This is a genomic window from Micromonospora sp. NPDC051543 (assembly GCF_044454415.1).
Classification (GTDB): Bacteria; Actinomycetota; Actinomycetes; order Mycobacteriales; family Micromonosporaceae; genus Micromonospora.
The window spans coordinates 303,601-318,563 of record NZ_JBITDT010000002.1 but is presented as its reverse complement, the minus strand read 5'-3'; the positions used below and the strand labels follow the sequence as shown (position 1 = coordinate 318,563).

Here is a 14,963-nt window from a genome sequence, read left to right as displayed (position 1 = left end):
GCGCCGCGCGAGCACTGTGGTCGGGGCATGGCGAAGCGACGGCGGCCACCGGGGTTGTCCCGATGGCCCGCTCGTCGCGGTGGTCGGCCCGCCTCAGCGGCGGGACGCGCTCAGCGGTGCCCCTCCGGGCGCTGCCGCCATCGGTCTTCCATCCGGTCCAGGATCGACCGTCGGCGACCGGACCGGCCACCGCGGGGACGACGACGACTCGTCGTGCCACCCACCACGTGCAGGTCGGGTGACTGCGCCCGCCGGTGCGACTGCACCGCGAACGCGGCCGACGCCAGCATGACGACGAAGCCCGCCACCGCCAGCGGTGGAGTCTTGATCACCGCGCCATAGACCAGTAGGGCCAAGCCAGCGATGATCACGCCGGCTGCGACGAGCAGGCGACGCCGCGCGTGGAAGCGCGGATCGCTGGCGCGCACGGCCGAGGCGAATTTGGGGTCCTCGGCAAGCGACCGCTCGATCTGCTCGAACAGCCGCTGCTCGTGCTCCGAGAGCGGCACGGCACTCCTCCCCGGTCACGTTGGTCGGCCCACTCGGGCCGACAGACCGTGGCAGCCAACCGGCTGCTTACCCGCAAGTCTACGAGGGGGGTCGCGCGTCGGAAAGCGGGACGACCTACGGGTGGGGTGGATTTTCCTTTCGATGAGCGTCACGGTCGGCTAACAGACTGGCCGGACCTATGACGGACCGCCCGAATCGGGCAGCAGCGGCGTCGGCGGCAGCTTCCGCCTCCCGCCAACCACGCTCGGGCGCGCCGAGGGTGAGCTGCCGGGGCGCACCCTGCGCCGAGGTGAGCCCCTCCACCCGGACACCGACGAGGCGGATCCGCTCAGCCGGGTCCAGCACGGTGTAGAGCGCCCAGACCGTGTCGAACATCTCCCGGGCCGTGTCGGTGGGTACGTCGAGGGTGCGGGAGCGGTTGACGGTGCGAAAGTCGGCCAGTCGTACCTTCAGGGTGACCGTGCGCCCGACGTGGCCGGCGCTCCGCAGCCGGACGCCGACCTTCGCGCTGAGCGCGAGCAGGGCACGGCGGATCTCCATCGGGTCTGCCACATCAGCATCGAAGGTCACCTCGGCGCCGATCGACTTGTCGACGTGTTCGGGGCTGACCCGGCGCGGGTCACGCCCCCACGCCAACTCGTGCAGGTGTGCCGCGGACGCCGCGCCCACCGCTTTGCGCAGCATGCCGACCGGGGCCTCGGCGAGGTCCCCCACGGTGGCCAGACCGAGCCGGCGCAGCGTCTCGGCGGCCCGCTCCCCCACCCCCCACAGCGCGTCCACCGGGAGCGGGTGCAGGAAGTCGAGGACCTGCCCGGCGGGTACGACCAGCAGGCCGTCGGGCTTGGCCCGGGTGGAGCCGAGCTTGGCCACGAACTTGCTCGGCGCCACCCCGACCGAACATGTCAGCCCCTGCTCGTCGACGACCCGCTGGCGGATCATCCGGGCGATGGTGGCCGGCGGGCCGAACAGTTTGCGGGCGCCCGTGACGTCGAGGAACGCCTCGTCGAGGGAGAGCGGCTCGACCAGCGGGGTGACGTCCCGGAAGATCTGCATGACCGCCCGCGAGGCGGCCGAGTACGCGGCGAAGTTCGGCGGCAGGTAGACGGCGTGCGGGCAGAGGGCCCGGGCCCGGGAGGTCGGCATCGCGCTGCGCACGCCGTAGCGGCGAGCCTCGTAGCTGGCCGAGCTGACCACGCCACGCGAACCCACACCACCCACCACGACCGCGCGGCCGCGCAGCTCGGGGCGGGCGCGCACCTCCACGGAGGCGAAGAACGCGTCCATGTCGACGTGCAGGATGCCGCTGGCGGAGTCGTCGGCGTCCGGCCCGAAGCGCGGATCACCGCCCCGGGGCAACGACTGACTGCGGCCCATCCGTGCAGGTTATCCCCGAGGTACGACACCAGCGCCGGCCGGCTGGCCGGACCGCGCCCCGGTCAGCCCCGCACGACCAGCAGCGGCACGGTCAGCTCGGCGGCGGTGTCCGCCCCGTGGTACGCGACCAGCTTCGACGCCTGCGGCGGCTCGGTGCGGCTGGCCAGGACGGCGTACGTGTCGTTGCAGGTCACCACGACGTCACCGATCCGGCCCAGGTGCTCCTCGGGCACCGGCCCGAACCAGCCGGTGGCGATCATCTCCTCCCGGGTACGCACCCGGGCGGCGTCGCCGAGCACCGCCGACCAGGCGGCCACCACGTCGTGCACCGCTCCCGGCTCGGTGTGCAGGTAGCGCACCCGGGCCTCGCCGGCCACCACCCGCAGGCCGTCGCGCAGCCGTGGGTCGGTGTCCAGGTCGAAGCGGTGCGCGACGGGAATGTCGAGTTGCCCGTGGTCGGCGGTGACCAGCAGCGCCGCGTCGGGCGGCAGCCCGTCGACCAGCCGGGCGAGCAGCAGGTCCACCTCGGTGGCGGCGCTACGCCACGGCGCCGAGTCGACCCCGCTGAGGTGCCCGTGCCGGTCGAGGTCGGGGTGGTAGCCGGAGACCAGGGTCGGCCCATCGGCGGCGGCCAGCGCGGCCAGCATGGCGGTGGCCACCTGATCCGCGCCGGCGGCGCCCCGGAAGTCGCCGCCCCGGTTGGCGGCCAGGGTCAACCCGCTGCCGCCGAACTCCGGGCGGCTCACCACCGTCGTCGTCACACCGGCGGCGCGGGCCCGTTGGAGCTGGGTGGGCACCGGCTGCCAGCGCAGCGGCGACGGGTCGGCGGCCCAGTCGGTGTGGGTGAGCACCCGGTCGGTGCCGGGCACCCGCACCGTGAAGCCGAGCACCCCGTGCGCGCCGGGCGTGACGCCGGTGCCCAGCGTCACGAGGCTGGTCGGGGTGGTGGACGGGAAGCCGGCGACGAGGGGCCGACCCACCGTCGCGGCCAGCCCGGCGAGCGTTGGCGCGTACGGCGCGGCGGTCGGCACCTGGTACCAGCCGAGCCCGTCGACGAGCAGGACGGCGATGCGGCGTACCCCGGCCAGCGCGGGCGTCAGGCCGAGCGGGTCGGGCGAGCCGGGCACGCCCAGTACGGCGAGCGCGCTGGGCAGCACGTCGGCGAGACGTCCGCCGGCCCGATCGGGTGCGAGGACCGCCAGTGGCGGGTCGAGGCCGATCACCGGACCGCCGGCAGCCGGCGTACGCCCGTCGGCCGTCACCTCGGGGCCGGACGAGCCGGCCGACCTACCCCCGTCGGCGGGCCGGACCGGACGGGTCATGCCGGCCGGCGGGCGAACAGGTGCAGTTGGGCGGCCAGATCCCGGTAGGGGGGTTGGGCGGCCAGGGCCAGTTCCAGCTCGACCAGGGCCGCGGGCTGCCCGTCGGAGACGGCGGCCGGCAGCAGGTCGGCGAGCACGCGTACCCCGTGGATGTCCTCGACCTCCAGCCCGGCGGCGGTGAGCAGTGCGACGGCCTCGGGGGCGTCGTAGCGGCGGCGCAGAGTGTCGCGCGGCCCGGCGCTGCCGGCCGGGTCGGCGGCCAACGCCGCCGCGACGTCCAGGTGCCCGTTCATGGCGCGACCCAGCACGGCTGCCGCCCGGCCGGCCACCAGCACGCTCGCCGCGCCGCCGGGGCGCAGCGCGGTGGCCAGCGCGGCGACCACCGGCGCCGGGTCGTCGACGACCTCCAGGACGGCATGGCAGAGCACCAGGTCGACCCCGGCCGGCTCGACCAGCCCGGCGAGGGCGTCGCCGTCGCCCTGCACGGCGACGACCCGATCGGCGACCCCGGCCTCGGCGGCCCGGCGGGTGAGCGCGGCGAGCGCGTCGGGGCTGGCGTCGACGACGGTGACGCGGTGCCCGGCCCGGGCCAGCGGGACGGCGAAACCGCCGGTGCCCCCGCCGATGTCCAGCACGGTCAGCTCGGCGTCGCCGCGCCGATCCAGCTCAGCGCGCAGCACCGACCAGATCACGGCGGTACGGGGGGTCAGCGGCGGCGCGGCGAACCGGCCTCGGGTCTGCTCCACCCGGTCGAGCCTAGTGGTCAGGACTGGGCGCCCTCGACCGCGTCCTCAGCCCGGGATCGACGCTCGTTGGCGACCGGACCGTTCGTCACCTCGTACTCGCGGGGGTCGGTGAGGTGCGACGGCATCCAGCCGGCACCCAGCCGGGTCCGCCGGACGTTGGCGATTCCGCCACCGGTGTACGCGTGGTTTCCCATCACTTGTCAGTCCCCCTCACGGATCACGGGCCGCTCTGCCCGCTCAGGACGAGTCTCCCGCTCCGCGGCGACAGAAACCGTAATGTGAATCACTGGATCAGCGGAAGTCGCGGGACGCGGGACTGACCGGCGGCTCAATGGCGTCCAGCCGGTCGGCGACCAGGTTGGTCACTCCCTCGTGGCGTTGCAGTCGCCCCCGGACCACCAGCGCGGCGCTGGTGCGGGCCACCCGCCGATAACGCTGCCACAGACCCGGTGAACAGGTGACGTTCAACATCCCGGTCTCGTCCTCCAGGTTGAGGAAGGTCACCCCACCAGCGGTCGCCGGGCGCTGTCGATGGGTGACGATGCCGCCGACCCGGATCCGCTGGCCCGGCTCCACCCGACCGAGCCGGGCGATCGGCACCGCGCCCAGCACGTCGAGCTGCCCCCGGATGAACCGGGCCGGGTGGCTCTCCGGCGACAACCCGGTGGCCCACACGTCGGCTACCAGCCGATCCACGGCCTCCATGCCGGGCAGCGTGGGCGCCGCCGCGCCGGTCACCGTGCCGGGCAGCCGGCCCGGTCGGTCCTGGGCCGCCGCGCCGGCGGCCCACAGCGCCTCCCGCCGGGTCAGCCCGAAACAGGCGAAGGCGTCCGCGGTGGCCAGGGCCTCCAGCTGGGTCGCGGTGAGACCGACCCGCCGGGCCAGATCCGGCATGTCACGGTACGCCCCACCGACCGTCCGCTCGGCCTCGATCCGCTCGGCCACGTCCGACCCGAGGGTACGTACGCTGGACAGCCCCAGTCGGACGGCCGGACCGCCCAGCCCCCAGGCGTGCGGCGGCTCCCCCGGCTCGCTGCCCCACCGGGTGTCCGGGGTGGACTCGAGCACCGCCAGAGCCCCGCTGGCGTTGATGTCCGGACGGCGGACCTCCACCCCGTGCCGGCGGGCGTCGTCGACCAGGGTCTGCGGCGAGTAGAAGCCCATCGGCTGGGCGTTGAGCAGCGCCGCCAGGAACGGGGCCGGGTGGTAGCGCTTGAGCCACGAGCTGGCGTACACCAGGTAGGCGAAGCTCATCGCGTGGCTCTCCGGGAAGCCGTAGCTGGCGAACGCGGTGAGCTTGCGGTAGACGTCGTCGGCCAGCTCGCCGGTGATGCCCCGCTCGGCCATCCCGGCGTAGAGCCGGTCGGCGATGCGGGTCATCCGCTCGACCGAGCGTTTCGCGCCCATCGCCCGGCGCAACTGGTCGGCCTCGGCCGCGTCGAAACCGGCCAGGTCGATGGCGAGCTGCATCAACTGCTCCTGGAACAGCGGCACCCCCAGGGTCTTCTCCAGCGCGTTACGCATCAACGGGTGCGCGTACGTCACCGGCTCCTGACCGTTCTTACGCCGGATGAACGGGTGCACCGAACCGCCCTGGATCGGGCCGGGACGGATCAACGCCACCTCGACCACCAGGTCGTAGAACTCGCGGGGCTTGAGCCGCGGCAGGGTGGCCATCTGGGCGCGGCTCTCCACCTGGAACACCCCGACCGAGTCGGCCCGGCAGAGCATGTCGTAGACCTCGGGATCGTCGAGCGTCATGTCGCCGAGATCCAGCCGGGACCCGATCATGTCGTAGCCGTAGTGCAGGGCGGAGAGCATGCCCAGGCCGAGCAGGTCGAACTTCACCAGACCCACGGCGGCGCAGTCGTCCTTGTCCCACTGCAGGACGCTGCGCCCGGGCATCCGCCCCCACTCCACCGGGCAGACCTCGATCACCGGCCGGTCGCAGATCACCATCCCGCCCGAGTGGATGCCCAGGTGCCGGGGGAACGTCTGGAGCTCGTTGGCGTACTCCACCACCTGCTCCGGGATGCCCTCGACGTCGACCGTGGCGACCGAGCCCCACCTGTCGATCTGCTTGCTCCAGGCATCCTGCTGACCGGGTGAGAAGCCGAACGCCTTGGCCACGTCCCGCACCGCGGACCGGGGGCGGTACGAGATGACGTTGGCGACCTGCGCGGCGTGTTCCCGGCCGTAGCGGGTGTAGACGTGCTGGATCACCTCCTCCCGACGGTCGGACTCGATGTCTACGTCGATGTCCGGCGGACCGTCCCGCTCCGGGGCGAGGAAGCGCTCGAAGAGCAGCCGGTGCCGGACGGCGTCCACGTTGGTGATCCGCAGCGCGTAGCAGACCGCCGAGTTGGCCGCCGATCCCCGGCCCTGGCAGTAGATGTCCTGCTCGCGGCAGAACGAGACGATGTCGTAGACCACCAGGAAGTAACCGGGGAAGCCCAACTCTTCGATCATGTTCAGCTCGTGGTCGAGCTGCGCGTACGCCGCCGGGTGCGCCTGCGGCGGCCCGTAACGCTCGTGTGCCCCGTCGGCGGTCAGCTTGCGCAGCCAACTCATCTCGGTGTGCCCCGGCGGCACCGGGTACGCCGGCAGCTGCGGCGCGACGAGTTGGAGGTCGAAGGCCAGCTCGGCGCCGAACTCGGCGGCCCGCGCCACCGCGCCCGGGTACGCGGCGAACCGCGCCGCCATCTCCGCGCCGCTGCGCAGGTGGGCGGTGGCCGCCGCGGGCAACCAACCGTCGATCTCGTCCAGGCTGCGCCGGGCCCGCACCGCGGCGACCGTGGTGGCCAGCCGCCTCCGGCCAGGGCTGGCGTAGTGCACGTTGTTGCTGGCCACCGTCGGCAGCCCGGCCGCGGCGGCCAGCTCGGCGAGCGCGTCGTTGCGGTCGGCGTCGACCGGATGACCGTGGTCGGTCAACTCCACCGCCACCGTCTCCGCGCCGAAGAGCGCGGTCAACCGGTCCAGCTCACGGGCCGCCGCGTCCACCCCCTCGGTGAGCAGCGCCCCCGGCACGTGCCCCTTGCGACAGCCGGTCAACACCAGCACGTGATCCTTCAGCTCGGCGGCGACCTCCTCCAGCTCCCCGTAGACCGGGCGGCCCTTCTCCCCACCACGTAACTGGGCGCGGGCGATCGTGGTGGCCAGCCGGGCGTACCCCTCGTGGCCGTGCGCCAGCACCAGCAGATGCGCGCCGTGCGGGTCGGGTTCGCCGTTCTGCGGGCCGGGCAGCCCGAGGGACAGCTCCGCGCCGAAGATGGTCGGCAGGCCCAGCATCCGGGCCGCCTCGGCGAACCGGACCACCCCGTAGAAGCCGTCGTGGTCGGTGACGGCCAACGCGGTGAGCCCCAGCCGGGCCGCCTCCTCGGCCAACTCCTCGGGGTGGCTCGCGCCGTCGAGGAAACTGAAGTTGGTGTGCGCGTGCAGCTCCGCGTAGGGCACCACCCCGTCGGGACGGGCCAGCTCCGGCGGCTCGTACCGCTCGCGGTGGCGACTCCAGGCCGGCGAGTCACCGCCGTCGGCGTCCACGGCGAGCGGATCCACCACGTGCAGGTGCCGCTCGGCGCGCGGCCGCCCGCCGCCGGCCCGGCCGGAGAGCACGCTCTCCAGCTCCGACCAGGGCATCTTCGGGTTGTGAAAACTCATCCGGCCACCCCCAGACCGACCACAACCGGATTGATCCACTCGACATCACGGAAATCGGGCTGTCCGAAGAGGTGGGACACCCCGACTTCCGGGAAGTCGAGTCGATCATGGCCGGCTGAACGCTCAGTCATAGATCGCCTCCACCAGCCACTGCCCCGACTCCACGGCGAGCAGCAGAGCGGCACCGTCGGCCAGGCTCACCTGGAACCGGGCCCGGCGGCGGGCCTCGGCCGGCGCCCACCAGCGCTCGTCCACCGGCCACGGCCCGGCCCAACCCACGATCTCCGCCGGCTGACCGGTGCCGACCACCAGTCGGGCCGGTGGGGCGCTCACCGCCAACCGCGCGCTGATCACCACCGGCTCGCCAGCGGCGTCGTGCACGGTCGCGGCGAGGGGGCTGGGCAGCACCACGGCGGGCGCGGGCGGCGGCAGCCGACCCGGCCACGGCGGAATACCCCCACCCCGGCCGGCCGCGGGACCAGCACCGCCGCCACCACCAGCACTAGCACCGACACCCCTACCCGCGCCCGCGCCCATGCCCGCGCCAGCACCTGCGCCCATGCCCGCGCCCGCACCCATGCCCGCGCCCGCACCCCTACCCGCGCCCGCACCCATGCCCGCGCCGGTGACGGCCGGTGGGCCGGGTCGGGCCGGTAGCCGCTCGTCGCCCCACGGCACGAGGCGCACCTGGTCAGCCGGGGAACGCCCGCCACCGAGCACCGCCGTGACCACCGCTTCCGGGCCGAGGATGCCCTGTACGCGGCTCAATGCCCGGTGCGCCCGCTCCCGCTCCTCGCCGGTCTCCCCCCAGAGGCCGGTCTGCAGGCCGGCCTGGGCGACCACCCCGTCCGGGATCAGCCGCAGTCGGATGATGCCGGCTGTCGGACGGGCCGGACGGGCGCCGGCGCGACCGTTGCTGCCCGAGAGCCAGCCGTCGAGCTGCCAACGCACCCGATCGGCGATGGCGGCGGCGGTGAGCAGACCGTCGTGCCGCCACACCCGGTGCAGCTCCTGCCCGTGCTCGGTAACCGCCTCGATGCCGAGTCGGGTGCAGGCCAGCCCGTGCCCGGCGAGCCGGTCGTGCAACTGCTCCGCCAGAGCACGGGCGGCGAACGCCGCCGCGTCGACCCGGTCGATCGGATCGTCGTACCCGGCGGTCACCGTCAGGTCGGCCGGCGGCTGCCGGACGGCGAGTGGGCGGTGGTCCCGGCCGGCGGCCAGCCGGTGGGCCAGCGCACCGTCGAACCCGAAGCGGGCCAGCACGTCGCCGGCCGGTAGCGCGGCGAAGTCACCGAGGGTCCGCACCCCCAGCCGGCGCAGCAGGTCAGCCAGCGCGGACCGACCGAGCGCCTCGACCGGCATCCCGGCCAGGAACGCCGGCGTCCCACCCGGCGCCACCACCCGGCCGGTGCGGGCGGCCAGCGCCGCGGCGAACACCCCGTCGGCGATGCCCACCTGGCTCTCCACCAGACACGACTGGGCGACGTGCTCGATGAGCCGTTCGGCGGCCGCCTCCTCACCGCCGAGGTAGCGACTCGGGCCCCGGGCGGCAACCGCACAGGCGCCCGGCCGGACCACCTCGACACCGGCCACCAGTTCCTCCAGCGCGGCGACCACCGGCTCGAACGCCCGGGCGTCCCGGCCAGGGTCGTAGTCCACGACGGTGAGCTGCGGACAACGACCCTGCGCCTCCCGCTTGCGCAGCCCTCGGCGTACGCCTTCGGCGCGGGCCCGCTCGGAGCAGGCGACCACCCGGTTGGCGTGCAGTACGGCGACCGGGCCGGTGGCTGGTATCCCGTCGACGATCTCGGCGGCGAGCACCGGCCAGTCCGGGCACCACAGCAGCAGGGTCCGGGTCGGCGAGCCGGTCACCCCGACCCGACCAGGGCGAGCGGCCCGGACGGTCGGCCCACGGTCGACCGCACCGTCCGGGGTATGACGCGGGTGAGCTCGGCGTCGGGGAGCCAGACCTTGATCTCCTTGGGGCGGGCGGCTGCTCCCCGCCCGCGCGCCGACACGGTGACCTCCCGGCGGCGCAGCCGGCCCCGCCCCTGACCGAGCCCTTCCCAGACCCCACGGACCACCTGCAGCGTCACGTCCGCGCCGTCCCACCGGCCGTACGGGACGAGCACGCTGCCGCGCTGCCGGGCCCGGGCGGCCAGCCGGGTGGCGACCGAGGCGGAGACCGCGGCCGGTACGGCGGTGACCACGACGTCCACCCCGTCGATCAACGCGGCGACCACGGTGGCCCACTCGGGACCCGGATTCGGTACCAGGGCGAGCCGGTCCAGGGAGATGCCCAGCTCCGCCGCCGCACCCGCGCCGAACGTCGGCACCCCGACCACGGCACACCACGAGCCGGCCCGGGACGCCTCGGCCAGCAGTGCGAGCACCAGCGAGGTGCCCCCACTGCGGCGGGGCTGACCGGCGGCGACAGCGATCGTGCTGCCCCGGCGTAGACCCCGGTTGGGCAACAGGCCGGTCAGCTCCGGCGTCACCGGAAGCACGCGGTGGCCGCCCACCGGATCGGGCGCGCTCGCCGGGCGTACCAGATCGGCCAGCGCGGCGGAACCCACCACCATGCGGCCCGCCATCGGACCAACCCCCCGTCGTTGCTGTGGAACAGATCAGGCCGCACCGTGACGCCGGCCGCCCGGCTTCCCTTCCAGGCGGCCGGCGTCACGGCGGTCTCACGCCGCGAGGCCGTCCAGGGCTGGTTGGTGTGCCACGCCGAGCGCGGTCTCCACCACCGTGACGAACTCTTCGGCGGCGCGGAGCAGGTCATCGGCCTCCCGGGCGCTGACCACCCGGGGAATGCCGGCCTCGGCGGCGGCTCGCTTGCTGGCCCCGGCGGCGAAGAACCGGGCCCACTCGTCGAGCTCGGGGGCGACGGCGCAGAGCAGGACCCAGACGCTGGTGATCCGGTTGCGCCGGCTCGGGGCGGGACGGGCCCGGGCGGCGAGCAGGGCGGCCGCCGCGCGCAGCGCCGCCAGGTGGGCGGCCGCGTAGCGCAGGCCGTCGGGTCGGGTCTGGCCGGCCTCGACCAGCCCACGGCGGGCCAGGGTGAGGAGCTGGGCAGGGGTGCGGTGCGGCAGCACGTGCGCCGGCACCGTCGGTGCCTGAGCCGGGTTGGTCGGCATGGACTGTCTCCTCCACGTGGCCGGGGCGTCGGTCGGGGCGATGGTGCCGCCGACGAGACGCCGAGGTCGGGTGGGTGCGGAGGAAGACGCACCGGGGGTGGCCGGCCGGGTGTGGATGCTTCCCCACACCACACCCGGCCGGCGTACCGGCGGGTTCGTCGCCCGCCGCCCGGGGGTCGTGGGCGGCGGGCGACGCTCCTGCCTGATGGGACCGGGCTCGCGACTGCCCGGAAACCCAGGTGCGGCCCGCGGAGCCGCACCGGCCGGAACTGGCGCCGCGAAACGCCGCGCTCCGGCTGGTTGGAACGAACGTTCGAGGCAATCGAACACTCGTTCTAACTGCTGCTGACAGTACACCTCCCCTCCGACGAAAATGCAACGTGTGACGCGCCAGGACTCGCCGTGACGTGTGCCGGGATGAACCGGCGCACACGGACCGGGAAGAATGACGGGATGCAGCCACACCCGAACGTACGGGCGGTGCAGGACGCGCTGGACGGCGCCGGCGCGCTCGACGACGCCGGTCAGCCCAGCACGGTCCGACTCCTGCCCGACGCGGTGCACACCGCGGCAGCCGCCGCCGAGGCGCTCGGCGTCGAGGTGGGCCAGATCGCCAACTCGCTGATCTTCGACGCGGACGACGCGCCGCTGCTCGTGCTCACCTCCGGCGCGCACCGGGTGGACACCGCCGGTCTGGCTGCGTCCATCGGCGTCACCCGGCTGCGCCGGGCCACCCCGGAGTTCGTCCGCGAGCACACCGGCCAGCCGATCGGCGGGGTCGCCCCGCTCGGGCACCCTCGGGCGCTGCGCACCCTGGTGGACACGGCGCTGGCGACGTACCCGCAGATCTGGGCGGCGGGCGGCGTACCGCAGGCGGTCTTCCCGACCACCTACGCCGAACTGCTGCGCGTCACCGCCGGCACCCCGGCCGAGGTGGCGTGAACGCCGTACCGGAGCTGGTCACCCTGCACGTGTGGCGGACCGCCCGGAGCGCGCTGCCCCGGGCGCTGATGAGGATGGCGGTGGATCCGCGTCGGCTGCGCGCCCTGCCGGGCGTCCGGTTCGGCAAGCTGCTGGGCACCGGGACGGGCACCGGCTTCGGCCCGGGTGACGCCGACCTCACCAGGTGGGCGGCGCTGACCGTCTGGGACTCCCCCGCCGCGGCGGCCGGCTTCGACGACTCGCCGGTCGGGCGGGCCTGGGCGCGCATCGCCCAGGCGCAGGTCCGGGTCGACCTGCGTCCGCTGAGCAGCCGTGGCGAGTGGTCGGGCGAGCGGCCGTTCGGCGAACCACCGGGCGGTCGGGTGGCCGGGCCGGTGTTGGCGTTGACGCGGGCCCGGCTGCGGGCACGTCGGGCGGCCACCTTCTGGCGGGCGATCCCGCCGGTGGCGGCGGCCCTGCGCGACGCGCCGGGGTTGCTCGCCCGGTTCGGCGTGGGTGAGGCCCCGTTGGGCTGGCAGGGCACGGTCAGCGTGTGGCGTGACCCGACGGACCTGGTGGCGTTCGCGTACCGTCACCCGGAGCATCGGGCGGCGATCATGCGAACCCCCACCGCGGGTTGGTACGCCGAGGAGCTGTTCGCCCGGTTCGAGGTACGCGACGTGGTCGGCGACCGGACGGTCCTCGGTTGGGTCGCCGACGGCGACCAGGCGACAGGGAAGGGTGGACGGGCATGAGGTTGGTGCGCTGGACGCCGGACGACCTCGTCCGACGACTGGACGACGTGGTGGCCGTCTACGGCGAGGCGATGGGGTACCGCACCGACCTGTTGGAGGCCCGGCGCGGCTACATCGCCACCCACGTCCGCCGGCCGGGGTTCCGGGCCGTGGCCAGCCTGACCAGCGAGGGTCACCTCGCCGGCTTCGGGTACGGCTATCTGGGCGGCGCCGGCCAGTGGTGGCACGACCAGGTGCACCGGGCGCTGGACGGCCCGACCCGCAAGCGCTGGCTCACCCACTGCTTCGAGGTGGTCGAGCTGCACGTCCGCCCGCCCGCGCAGGGGCACGGCCTGGGCGCCGGCCAGTTGCGGGCGCTGCTCACGATGGCCGAGGGCGAGACCACGCTGCTGTCCACCCCGGAGGCGGAGGAGCAGACCTCGCGGGCCTGGCGGCTGTACCGGCGCTTCGGCTTCGTCGACGTGCTGCGCGACTTCCACTTTCCGGGTGACGAGCGGCCGTTCGGCGTACTCGGTCGGGACCTGCCACTCGATCCCCCGGCGTCATGACCCGGCGGATCTCCTGGACGCTGCTCGGCGTCCTGGTGTTCGCCCAGATCTGCTATCCGCTGACCACCGGCGCGACCCGGGCCGGGCTGACCGTGGCCACCGTCGTGCTCGGCTGGCTGCTCTCGGTCGGCCACGCGCTGCTCAGTCGGGGCCCCCGGGTGGCGGCGGCGCTGGTCGCGGTGGCCACCGGCGGTGGGTTCGCGATCGAGGCGATCGGGGTGGCCACCGGTGTGCCGTTCGGCAGCTACGACTACTCGGGCGAGCTGGGTCCCAAGCTGGCCGGGGTGCCGTTGATCATTCCGTTGGCGTGGACCTGGATGGCCTGGCCGGCCTGGCTGGCCGCGGTCCGCCTGACCGGCGACGGCAGCACCCCGACCGGCGACGGCAGGGGTTCGACCGTCGGACGGTGGGTGGGCAGGATCGCGTTGGCCGCCGTGGGCCTGGCGGCGTGGGACCTCTTCCTCGACCCGCAGATGGTCGCCGAAGGCTACTGGATCTGGCGCGACGCCACTCCCGCGTTGCCCGGCCTGACCGGCATCCCGGTCAGCAACTACCTGGGCTGGCTGCTCTTCGCCGTGCTGCTGATGAGCGCGCTGCGCCCGCTGGCCGGTCCGACCGCCGAACGCACCGACCGACGGGACCACCCGATGGTCGCGCTCTACCTGTGGACGTACTTCTCCAGCATCCTGGCCCACGCCGTCTTTCTGGACCTGCCCGCCTCGGCGCTCTGGGGTGCCGCCGGCATGGGGGTCACCGCCGTGCCGCTGACGGTGACGCTGCTGCGTGCCCGCCGGTACGGCCAGCCCCGCCAGGAGGATCACCGGCCGGACCGCACCGGCGTCGACGCGACCCGATGACCGCCCTGTCCGTCCTGCTGGTCGCCGTCGCCGCGTTGACCGCGCACACCTGGGTCAACGCCACCCGCTGGCTGCGCCGGCCCACCGACGCACCGGACGAGGTCGACGAGCCGGTGGCCGTGCTGCTGCCGTTGCGCGACGAGGCCACCCGCGTCACGCCCTGCCTGCGCGCCCTGCTCGCCCAGCGGGGGGTGCCCGGGCTGCGTGTCGTGGTCCTCGACGACGGGTCCACCGACGGCACCGCCGACGTGGTCCGCGCGGTGGCCGGCGACGATCCCCGGGTCACCGTGCTCACCGGGGTCGCCCCGCCACCGGGCTGGCTGGGCAAACCGCACGCCTGCTGGCAGCTCGCCACCCGGGCCGCCCCGGAGGCCACCGCGCTGGTCTTCGTCGACGCCGACGTGGTGCTCGCCCCGCACGCCGTGGCGGCCGCCGTCACCGAGTTGCGCGCCGCCGGCGCGACGTTGCTGTCGCCGTACCCCCGGATCGTGGTGACGACGGCGGCCGACCGGCTGGTCCAGCCGTTGTTGCAGTGGCTCTGGCTGACCTTCCTGCCGCTGCGGGCGATGGAACGCTCGCCGCGGCCGTCGCTGGCCGCGGCGGGCGGCCAGTTCCTGGTGGTGGACCGGACCGGCTACACCGCCGCCGGCGGGCACGCCGCGGTCGCCGACAAGATCCTGGAGGACGTCGAGCTGGCCCGCGCGGTCAAGCGGGCCGGCGGGCGGATCGCCCTGGCCGACGGCTCGCGGCTGGCCACCTGCCGGATGTACGACGACTGGCCGCAACTGCGCGACGGGTACTCGAAGTCGCTGTGGGCGTCGTTCGGGCACCCGGGCGCGGCGGCGGCCGTGGTGGCGGCGCTGCTGCTGCTCTACACCGCCCCGCCGCTGGTCGCGCTGGGGTCCGCCTGGACAGCTCCCCGGGTGTCGATGGTTGCGCTCATCGCATACCTGCTGGGGGTGGCCGGGCGGGCGATCACCGCCCGCGCGACCGGGGGTCGGTGGTGGCCCGACGCGCTCGCACACCCCGTGTCGGTCGTGGTCCTCGGCTGGTTGACCCTGCGGTCGTACCATCTGCGGAAGCGACGCCGCCTCACCTGGCGGGGCCGTCCGGTCAGCTAGGGAGGGCACGGC

General features: G+C 74.6%; 13 protein-coding genes and 2 pseudogenes. 5 read left to right on the top strand and 10 right to left on the bottom strand.

Annotated features, from left to right (window positions below):
• Positions 1 to 110 precede the first annotated feature (110 nt).
• The 10 genes and pseudogenes from ACIA3K_RS04530 to ACIA3K_RS04485 all read right to left on the bottom strand — a co-directional run bounded on the left by ACIA3K_RS04530 (position 111) and on the right by ACIA3K_RS04485 (position 10,749).
• Entirely contained in the window at positions 111 to 509 is a 399-nt protein-coding gene (locus ACIA3K_RS04530) for a DUF3040 domain-containing protein (RefSeq protein WP_007463044.1), read from the bottom strand.
• A 115-nt stretch (positions 510 to 624) separates the two neighbouring features.
• A complete protein-coding gene (locus ACIA3K_RS04525; RefSeq protein WP_396799181.1) occupies positions 625 to 1,884 on the bottom strand; it encodes a DNA polymerase IV in 1,260 nt (419 codons plus the stop codon).
• Positions 1,885 to 1,946: 62 nt separating this feature from the next.
• Positions 1,947 to 3,206, bottom strand: coding sequence for an alkaline phosphatase family protein (locus ACIA3K_RS04520; protein ID WP_396799180.1), 1,260 nt, complete (start codon positions 3,204 to 3,206; stop codon positions 1,947 to 1,949).
• Positions 3,203 to 3,973, bottom strand: coding sequence for a methyltransferase domain-containing protein (locus ACIA3K_RS04515; RefSeq protein WP_396799365.1), 771 nt, complete (start codon positions 3,971 to 3,973; stop codon positions 3,203 to 3,205). The genes ACIA3K_RS04520 and ACIA3K_RS04515 overlap by 4 nt, the downstream gene beginning before the upstream one ends.
• Entirely contained in the window at positions 3,970 to 4,149 is a 180-nt protein-coding gene (locus ACIA3K_RS04510) for a hypothetical protein (RefSeq protein ID WP_396799179.1), read from the bottom strand. The genes ACIA3K_RS04515 and ACIA3K_RS04510 overlap by 4 nt, the downstream gene beginning before the upstream one ends.
• A 94-nt stretch (positions 4,150 to 4,243) precedes the next feature.
• The gene (locus ACIA3K_RS04505; protein ID WP_396799178.1) at positions 4,244 to 7,609 is read right to left on the bottom strand and encodes an error-prone DNA polymerase; all 3,366 of its coding nucleotides are present in this window, start codon (positions 7,607 to 7,609) and stop codon (positions 4,244 to 4,246) included.
• Positions 7,610 to 7,732: 123 nt separating this feature from the next.
• Positions 7,733 to 8,065, bottom strand: a pseudogene (locus tag ACIA3K_RS04500) (DNA polymerase Y family protein); the annotation flags it as partial.
• Between the two features lie 174 nt (positions 8,066 to 8,239).
• Positions 8,240 to 9,481, bottom strand: a pseudogene (locus tag ACIA3K_RS04495) (DNA polymerase Y family protein); the annotation flags it as partial.
• The gene (locus tag ACIA3K_RS04490) at positions 9,478 to 10,203 is read right to left on the bottom strand and encodes a hypothetical protein (RefSeq protein ID WP_355049446.1); all 726 of its coding nucleotides are present in this window, start codon (positions 10,201 to 10,203) and stop codon (positions 9,478 to 9,480) included. The pseudogene ACIA3K_RS04495 and the gene ACIA3K_RS04490, both read right to left, overlap by 4 nt.
• 96 nt (positions 10,204 to 10,299) lie before the next feature.
• On the bottom strand, positions 10,300 to 10,749 hold the full coding sequence (locus tag ACIA3K_RS04485; protein ID WP_396799177.1) for an SAV_6107 family HEPN domain-containing protein: 450 nt from the start codon (positions 10,747 to 10,749) through the stop codon (positions 10,300 to 10,302).
• A 453-nt stretch (positions 10,750 to 11,202) separates the two neighbouring features.
• Between ACIA3K_RS04485 and ACIA3K_RS04480 the strand changes: the two genes are divergently transcribed.
• From ACIA3K_RS04480 to ACIA3K_RS04460, 5 genes are read left to right on the top strand one after another with little or no spacing between them, the layout of a single operon-like run.
• A complete protein-coding gene (locus ACIA3K_RS04480) occupies positions 11,203 to 11,691 on the top strand; it encodes a YbaK/EbsC family protein (RefSeq protein WP_396799176.1) in 489 nt (162 codons plus the stop codon).
• The gene (locus ACIA3K_RS04475) at positions 11,688 to 12,425 is read left to right on the top strand and encodes a monooxygenase (protein ID WP_396799175.1); all 738 of its coding nucleotides are present in this window, start codon (positions 11,688 to 11,690) and stop codon (positions 12,423 to 12,425) included. Before ACIA3K_RS04480 ends, ACIA3K_RS04475 begins: the two co-directional genes overlap by 4 nt.
• Positions 12,422 to 12,973, top strand: a complete 552-nt coding sequence (locus ACIA3K_RS04470) for a GNAT family N-acetyltransferase (protein WP_396799174.1) — start codon at positions 12,422 to 12,424, stop codon at positions 12,971 to 12,973. The genes ACIA3K_RS04475 and ACIA3K_RS04470 overlap by 4 nt, the downstream gene beginning before the upstream one ends.
• Complete coding sequence (locus ACIA3K_RS04465) at positions 12,970 to 13,830, top strand: carotenoid biosynthesis protein (protein WP_396799173.1); 861 nt, start codon at positions 12,970 to 12,972, stop codon at positions 13,828 to 13,830. The genes ACIA3K_RS04470 and ACIA3K_RS04465 overlap by 4 nt, the downstream gene beginning before the upstream one ends.
• Positions 13,827 to 14,951: a glycosyltransferase gene (locus tag ACIA3K_RS04460; protein ID WP_396799172.1), complete on the top strand. Its 1,125-nt coding sequence runs from the start codon at positions 13,827 to 13,829 to the stop codon at positions 14,949 to 14,951. The genes ACIA3K_RS04465 and ACIA3K_RS04460 overlap by 4 nt, the downstream gene beginning before the upstream one ends.
• The last annotated feature ends 12 nt before the right edge of the window (positions 14,952 to 14,963 follow it).